Source organism: Sphingomonas sp. CCH9-F2, assembly GCF_001556735.1.
Classification (GTDB): domain Bacteria; phylum Pseudomonadota; class Alphaproteobacteria; order Sphingomonadales; family Sphingomonadaceae; genus Sphingomonas; species Sphingomonas ginsenosidimutans.
In genome coordinates, this window is sequence record NZ_LSJO01000378.1 from 1 (window position 1) to 6774 (window position 6774).

Consider the following 6774-nt stretch of genomic DNA (forward strand, 5'->3'; position numbering starts at 1 on the left):
GGCGGGGATCCCCGCCGATGCGGTGATGGCGCCGGCGCACCGCGATGCGCTGGTGATGATCGCGCGGCGGCTGGCGGACCGCGCCGCGCTGCACGAAGCGAGCGCGCGGGTCGGCACGCGCGCGCTGTCGTGGCGATCGGCCTGGGCGGTGCTGGCGGCGGCGGGCATCTACGGCGATATCGCGCGCACCGTCGCACGCCGCGGCGCGCACGCCTGGGACCGACGCGTGACCACGGGCAAGGCCGCCAAGCTCGCCTGGATCGCGCGCGCCGCGGCGCAGGCCAGCCGCCGTCACGCCATTCCCGATACCCCGCGCGATCCGCTGCTGTGGACGCGTCCGCGCTGACGCGCGCGTCTCACTCGTCCGCGTCGATCCCCCAGTTCAGCCCGCGCGAGATCGCCGGGTCGGCGACCGCGGTCAGCAGATAGGCGACGAACTGCTTGGCGCGCTGCCACCAGCCGGTCGCCGCCTTGTACGCCTCGGGCGTCACCTCGTTCGATCGCGTGATTTCCGCGTCGACATAGCGGCGGACATGGTCGGCGAAGGCGCGATCCTCGATCCGCAGCATCAGTTCCAGGTTGATGAACAGGCTGCGCATGTCGAAATTGGCGCTGCCCACCCACACTGCATCGTCGATGACGTACAGCTTGGTGTGCAGCTTGGTCGGCGCATATTCAAACACCCGCACACCGCGCCTGAGCAGCCCGGCATAGGTGAAGCGCGCCGCCGCGATCGTGACGTTGTTGTCGGACAGCGCCGCCGTCACCACCCGCACCCGCGCCGCGCGCTTGCCCGCGCGGTCCAGCCGGCGCAGCATCGTGGGGGAGGGCGTGAAATAACCCGCGATGACGTCGATCCGCGCCGCGCGCGCCATGTCCTCGCGGATCGCGCGCGCCCATGGCGACAGCCGCCGCGTCGGCCCGCCGATCGTCCAGCGCAACGCGCCGCGCGCCTCGCTCCACTGCGCCAGTGCCTTGTTGAGCCGGCGGACGCGCCCGCCGTGGCGGATGCCCTGTTCCAGCGCGTCGAAATAGCCCGCGATCCGCCCCGCCGCCGCGCCTTCGACCAGCAGCCCCAGGTCGCGCCACGCGCGCTCGGCGGGCGTGCCGAAATAATCGTCCTCGATGTTGAACCCGCCGATGATGATCCGCGCCGCGCCCAACTCCTCGGCATCGGCCAGCGCCAGTTTCTGGTGGTTGCGCAGCAGGTAGCGCCGCCCGAACCGCGGCGCGAACCGGCACACGCTGACCCCGGCCGCCTCCACCGGGGCGAAGAAAGCCTCGTCCGCGGCGCTGCCGAATCCGTCGACGATCAGCGCCACCGTCACCCCGCGCTGCGCCGCGCGCGCCAGCGCGGCATTGACGCGCCGCCCCGATTCGTCGTCGGCGTAGATGTAATAGAGGATACGCAGCGACCGCCGCGCGCCATCGATCAGCGCCAGCAGCGCGTCCAGCCGCCGCGGCCCGGTATCGAGCAACGTCAGCCGGTTGCCGTCGACCGCGAAAGTCGGCTGGGCGGTGGCATCCTCCATCGCGCCGCGGCATGGCGGTTGCGCGCGCGCACCGCAAGCGCGGGCTTTCCTTGACGGATGGCGGGGGAGTCTCTAGATGCCCGACCCTTCCCTTAGCTTACCTTCAAGAGGATACGCGGATGGCGCGCGTCACTGTCGAGGATTGCGTCGACAAGATCCCGAACCGTTTCGATCTGGTCCTGCTGGCCGCGCAGCGCGCGCGGCAGGTGTCGGGCGGTGCGGAACTGACGATCGACCGCGATCGTGACAAGAACCCGGTGGTCGCGCTGCGCGAGATCGCCGAGGAGACGGTCAGGCCGCGCGACCTTCAGGAAGCCGTGGTGCAGAGTCTGCAGCGCGTCCAGATCGACGATGAGGAAGAGGCCGACGAAATCGGCAGCCTGGCCGCCTCGGCCGAGGCGCTGCGCCTCACCGCCGTCGCCCCGCCGCGCAATCAGAACGTCGGCGCCGACTACGACGGCTGACGCGCGCACGAGGTGCCGCTGAAAAGGCCCGCGACTCGTCATGCGAGTCGCGGGCCTTCTCGCGTCGGAACATCGAACGTCATTGGCCCCAAACCTCATCCCGGCGAAGGGTGGGATCTCCCGCGGTTAGAGCGCTTCCACTCGCCAAAGGCTCCTGCCTGCGCAGGAGCGACGGCTACATGCCCGCCGCCTCACGCCGCCAGCGTCGCCGTCATCGCGATCCGCTTCGCCGCGCCCGGCGCGACCGCGAACACGCCGGGCTTGTCGCGGAACTCGCCCGCATAGCCTTCCGGATCGGCGATCCCGTGCCACGGCTCGACGCAGACATAGGCCGCGCCCGGCTTGGTCCAGATGCCCAGCATCGGCGTGTCGGGGAACGCGATGTCGAGCTGCGGCCCGTCCGCCGCGCCATAGCGGACCGCGTCCGACGCGACCGGGTCCCACACCAAAGCATCGTGCGCGAACAGATCGTCCGCCAGATGCAGCACCCGGCCGTCGAGCGGCGAGGGGGTTTCCTGCGCCGCGATCGTCCCGTCCGCGGCGATCGCCTTCAGCGCCCCCGGCTCGTCCGCGGCGAAGGTGATGCGATGGTCGCCACGCGCCCGGCCATAGGGCAGCGGCCAGGCGAAGGCGGGGTGGAAACCGAAACTGGCGTAGAGCGTCGCGTCCGTCGCCGGATTGGCGACCGTCACCGCCACAGCGAGCGTCGCGCCCGTCACCTCGAACGCCACCTCCAGCCGGAACGCGAACGGATAGACCGCGCGCGTCGCGTCATCGTCCTCCAGCGCGAACACCGCGCGCGTCGGCCCGGCCTCCACCACCGCGAAGTCGCGGTGGCGCGCGAAGCCGTGCTGCTTCATCGGATATTCGCGCCCGTCGACGCGGATCGTCTCGCCGCTCGGCCGCCCGACGACCGGGAACAGGATCGGCGCGCGCCCGGTCCAGAAGCGCGGATCGGCGTCGGTCATCAACTCGCGCCCGTCGGCGTCGGTCAGCGACGACAGTTCCGCGCCATGCGGGTTGATCGCCGCCGCCAGCATCCCGTTGCCGATGCGGATCCAGTCCCGCTCAGCCCCCCGCTCAGCCACGCAGCTGCGCCCCCAGCTTGGCCGCCGCGGCGATCACCCGGTCGGCGATCGCCTTCAGATCGGCGTCGGTGAAGCTCTTCTCGCCCGGTTGCAGCACCGTCTCGATCGCGACCGAGGCGTGGCCCTCCGGCACGCCCGCGCCGGTGAACACGTCGAAGACGCGCGCGCGCACGATCGTGGCCTTGTCGGCGCCCTTCACCGCGCGGGTCAGCGCCTCGGCATTGACGTCGGCGGGGACCAGGAACGCGAAGTCGCGCCGCACCGGCTGCAACGCCGGCGGCGTATAGGCCGGGCGCATGAACCCGCCCGCGCCGCGCTTCGCGGGAATCGCGTCGAGGTACAGTTCCACCGCCGCGACCGGCCCGGACAGGTCGAACGCCTTGAGCACCGCGGGATGGACCGCGCCGAACGCCGCCAGCACCGTCTTCGGCCCCAGCCGCAGCGTGCCCGACCGGCCGGGGTGGAACGCCGCGCCTGCCTCGCCCATCACCTGAAGGTTGTCGACCGGCGCGCCCGCCGCCGCCAGCAGCGCCAGCGCCTCGGCCTTCGCGTCATAGGCGTCGAACGGTGCCGCCTTGCCCTCGCGCCAGCCGCGCGGGCGGCGATCGCCCGCCAGAACGAGGCCCAGCGTCACCCGCTCGCGCGGGGCGCCGCCCTCGTCCAGATAGCGGCGGCCCAGCTCGAACAGTCGCACGCCCTCCGCGCCCTGCCGCAGGTTGCGCTCGGCCGCGGCCAGCACGCCGATCAGCAGCGACGGGCGCATCACCTTCAGCTCCTCGCTGATCGGATTGGCGACGCGCCACGCGCCGCCGCCGAACAGCGCGGCGTGCTTTTCGGGGACGAAGCTCCACGTCACCGCCTCGTCCAGCCCGCGCGCGGCGGCGGCGCGGCGGATGCGGCGTTCCAGCTTCTGTTCGGGGGTCGCGGTCGGGCGCGCGACGCCGGCGTCGCGCGGCAGCGGCACCGACGGCACCTTGTCCAGCCCCTCGATGCGGATCACTTCCTCGACCAGGTCGGCCGGGCCGTCGATGTCGCGGCGCCACGTCGGCGGCGTCACCTGCCAGTCGTCGCCGACCGTGAAGCCCAGCGATTCGAGGATCGCGCGCTGGCGCTCCGGCGCGATCGCCAGCCCGCCCAGCGACGCTGCGCGGGCCGGATCATAGGCATAGCTGCGCGTGCCCAGCGGCGCCGCGCCCGCGCGCGTCACGCCGGTGGCGGTGCCACCGCAATATTCCAGCACCAGGAACGTCGCGATCGCCAGCCCGTCGTCCAGGAACGCCGGGTCCACCCCGCGTTCGAACCGCTGGCGCGCATCGCTGGTCAGTTGCAGCGTCTGGCCCGTCCGCGCGATCGTGTCGGGGTCGAAGAACGCGCATTCAATCACCACCTCGGTGGTCGTCTCGGACACACCCGAATGCGCGCCGCCCATGATCCCGCCGATATCGTGCACCGCCACGTCGTCGGCGATCACGGTCATCCCCGCCGCCAGCGTATAGGTCTTGCCGTTCAGCGCCTCGATCGTCTCGCCCGCACGCGCCGCCCGCGCGACCAGCCCGCCCGACAGCTTCGCCTTGTCATAGACGTGCAGCGGCCGGCCCAGGTCGGCGGTCAGGTAATTGGTGATGTCGACCAGTGCGCTGATCGGCTTCTGCCCGATCGCGCGCAGCCGTTTGGCCATCCATTCCGGCGCCGCGCCGTTGGTCAGCCCCGACACGCCTTGCGCATAAAAGGCGGGGCAGCCCGCCGCATCCTCGATCCGCACGTCCGGCCCAGCGCCGCTCCCCGGCACTTCGGGCACGGTCAGCGGCTTGAGCGTCCCCAGACCCGCCGCCGCCAGATCGCGCGCGATCCCGCGCACGCCCATGCAATCCTGCCGGTTGGGGGTGATCGCCACGTCGATCACCGGATCGTCGAGGCCCGCATAAGCGGCAAAGGCGCTGCCGACCGGCGCGTCGTCGGGCAGCTCGATGATCCCGTCGTGATCCTCGCCCAGCTCCAGCTCGCGCGTCGAACACATCATGCCGTTCGATTCGACCCCGCGGATCGCCGCGACTTTCAGGACCATGTCGTTGGCGGGCACCGCCGCACCCGGCCTGCCGAACACACCGACCAGCCCCGCGCGCGCATTGGGCGCGCCGCACACCACCTGCAACGGGCCGTCGCCTGCGTCGACCGACAGCACCTGCAATTTGTCGGCCTGCGGGTGGCGCTCGGCGGTCAGCACCCGCGCCACGGTGAAGCCGTCCAGCTTCGCGGCCGGATTCTCGACCCCCTCCACCTCCAGCCCGACGCGCGTCAGCGCATCGAGGATCGCGTCCAGCGACGCATCGGTGTCGAGATGGTCCTTGAGCCAGGAAAGCGTGAATTTCATGTTCTTCTTCTTCCGTCGCCCCAGCGCAGGCGGGGGCCTTTTCGGGGCGGGCGGATCGCTCCTTCCGCGGGAGATCCCGGCCATCGCCGGGATGACGTGGTCGCTACGCCGCGGTTCCCACGCCACCCGACAGCGTCGGCACGTCCAGCGCGGCAAAGCCGTAATGCTTCAGCCAGCGCACGTCCGCCTCGAACACCGGGCGCAAATCGTCGATGCCGTATTTCAGCATCGCCAGCCGGTCGATCCCGCAGCCGAAGGCGAACCCCTGCCATTCGTCCGGGTCCAGGCCGCAGGCGGCGATGACGCGCGGATGCACCATCCCGCTGCCCAGCACCTCCATCCAGCCTTCGTCGCCGCCGATCACGCGCTTGCCCTTCTCCACCGAGAAGCCGACGTCGACCTCGGCGGACGGTTCGGTGAACGGGAAATAGCTGGGGCGCAGCCGCAGCACGACGTCGTCGCGCTCGAAGAACGCGCGCAGGAACGTTTCCAGCGTCCATTTCAGGTGCGCCAGCGTGATCCCCTTGTCGATCACCAGCCCTTCGACCTGGTGGAACATCGGGGTGTGCGTGGCGTCCCAGTCGGACCGGTACACGCGCCCCGGCGCGATGATGCGGATCGGCGCGCCGCCCGCCGAACCGGCACCGGCGTGGCGCCTGGCCACCTCCACCATCGTGCGGATCTGCACCGGCGAGGTATGCGTGCGCAGCACCATCGGCGCGGCATCGTCGGCCGCCCCCTCGGGCTTGGCGATATAGAACGTATCCTGCATCGCGCGCGCCGGATGCGTCTCGGGGATGTTGAGCGCGCCGAAATTGTGCCAGTCGTCCTCGATCTCCGGCCCGGTCGCCACCGCGAAGCCCAGGTCGGCGAAGATCTCCGCCAGTTCGTCCATCACCTGCGCGACCGGATGGACCGTCCCCGCCGCGGGCACGTCGACCGGCAGCGTCATGTCCAGCGCCTCGCCCGCCAGCTGCGCGTCGAGCGCAATCTGCTCCAGCACCGCCTTGCGCGCCGCGATCGCGTTCGTCACCGCCTCGCGCAGGCCGTGGATCGCGGGGCCGTTGGCTTGCCGCTCCTCGGGCGACATCGCGCCCATCGTCTTGAGCAGCTGGGTCACGCGCCCCTGCTTGCCCAGCGCCTCCACGCGCACCGCCTCCAGCGCGTCGAGCGCGGCCGACGCCTCGATCGCGGTCAGCAGGTGGGTCTTCAACTCGTCGATATCGCTCATGCGCCAATCCGTTGTTGCGCCGGGCCGCACGCTGGCGGCCCGGCGCAACAACGGATTGGCGCATGAGCGATATCGACGAGTTGAAGAC

General features: G+C 71.3%; 6 protein-coding genes. 2 read left to right on the forward strand and 4 right to left on the reverse strand.

The annotated features are described in order from the left end of the window. Positions 1-346 (forward strand): squalene/phytoene synthase family protein (locus AX685_RS11035; RefSeq protein ID WP_197418571.1); only part of this gene is annotated, 346 nt, incomplete at its 5' end. Positions 347-356: 10 nt separating this feature from the next. Here the strand turns inward: AX685_RS11035 and AX685_RS11040 are convergent. Further along, on the reverse strand, positions 357-1532 hold the full coding sequence (locus AX685_RS11040; RefSeq protein WP_066488618.1) for a phospholipase D-like domain-containing protein: 1176 nt from the start codon (positions 1530-1532) through the stop codon (positions 357-359). A 119-nt stretch (positions 1533-1651) separates the two neighbouring features. Between AX685_RS11040 and rpoZ the strand changes: the two genes are divergently transcribed. Next, the gene (rpoZ, locus tag AX685_RS11045; protein ID WP_066488620.1) at positions 1652-1996 is read left to right on the forward strand and encodes a DNA-directed RNA polymerase subunit omega; all 345 of its coding nucleotides are present in this window, start codon (positions 1652-1654) and stop codon (positions 1994-1996) included. A 191-nt stretch (positions 1997-2187) separates the two neighbouring features. On the opposite strand, the gene AX685_RS11050 is transcribed toward rpoZ, so the two are convergent. The 3 genes from AX685_RS11050 to pheS all read right to left on the reverse strand — a co-directional run bounded on the left by AX685_RS11050 (position 2188) and on the right by pheS (position 6686). Beyond that, entirely contained in the window at positions 2188-3084 is an 897-nt protein-coding gene (locus AX685_RS11050) for an aldose 1-epimerase family protein (protein ID WP_082740808.1), read from the reverse strand. After that, positions 3077-5455: a phenylalanine--tRNA ligase subunit beta gene (pheT, locus tag AX685_RS11055; protein ID WP_066488628.1), complete on the reverse strand. Its 2379-nt coding sequence runs from the start codon at positions 5453-5455 to the stop codon at positions 3077-3079. The genes AX685_RS11050 and pheT overlap by 8 nt, the downstream gene beginning before the upstream one ends. A gap of 103 nt (positions 5456-5558) precedes the next feature. Next, positions 5559-6686 carry a phenylalanine--tRNA ligase subunit alpha gene (gene pheS / locus AX685_RS11060; RefSeq protein WP_066488627.1) on the reverse strand — a complete coding sequence of 376 codons (1128 nt, stop codon included), beginning with the start codon at positions 6684-6686 and terminating at the stop codon, positions 5559-5561. Positions 6687-6774 lie beyond the last annotated feature (88 nt).